Origin of the sequence: Priestia sp. SIMBA_032 (genome assembly GCF_046535215.1) — a bacterium.
Classification (GTDB): Bacteria; Bacillota; Bacilli; order Bacillales; family Bacillaceae_H; genus Priestia; species Priestia aryabhattai.
The window spans coordinates 1-244 of sequence record NZ_JAWRXD010001362.1 but is presented as its reverse complement, the minus strand read 5'-3'; the positions used below and the strand labels follow the sequence as shown (position 1 = coordinate 244).

Annotated in this window: 1 pseudogene; it reads left to right on the top strand. The window is 43.4% G+C overall.

Annotation, left to right across the window (positions count from 1 at the left end):
• A pseudogene (locus tag SB717_RS38770) lies at positions 1-244 on the top strand (FAD-dependent monooxygenase); the annotation flags it as partial.

Sequence of the window (244 nt, the reverse complement as noted above, 5' to 3'; positions counted from 1 at the left end):
AACGATGTAAAAGCTGAAAACATTCACGCTTTTATTCAACGAACATGTGGTGTTCAGATTGAGGGTATAAATTGGTTCTCGACATAGCAGATTCATCACAGAGTAGCAAGTCGTTTCCGACAGGGGCGCATTTGTCTAAGTGGAGATGCAGCCCATATTCATAGTTCTGCGGGCGGACAAGGAATGAACACAGGAATTGGAGATGCAATCTACCTTTCATGGAAATTAGCAGCTGTCCTTCAAC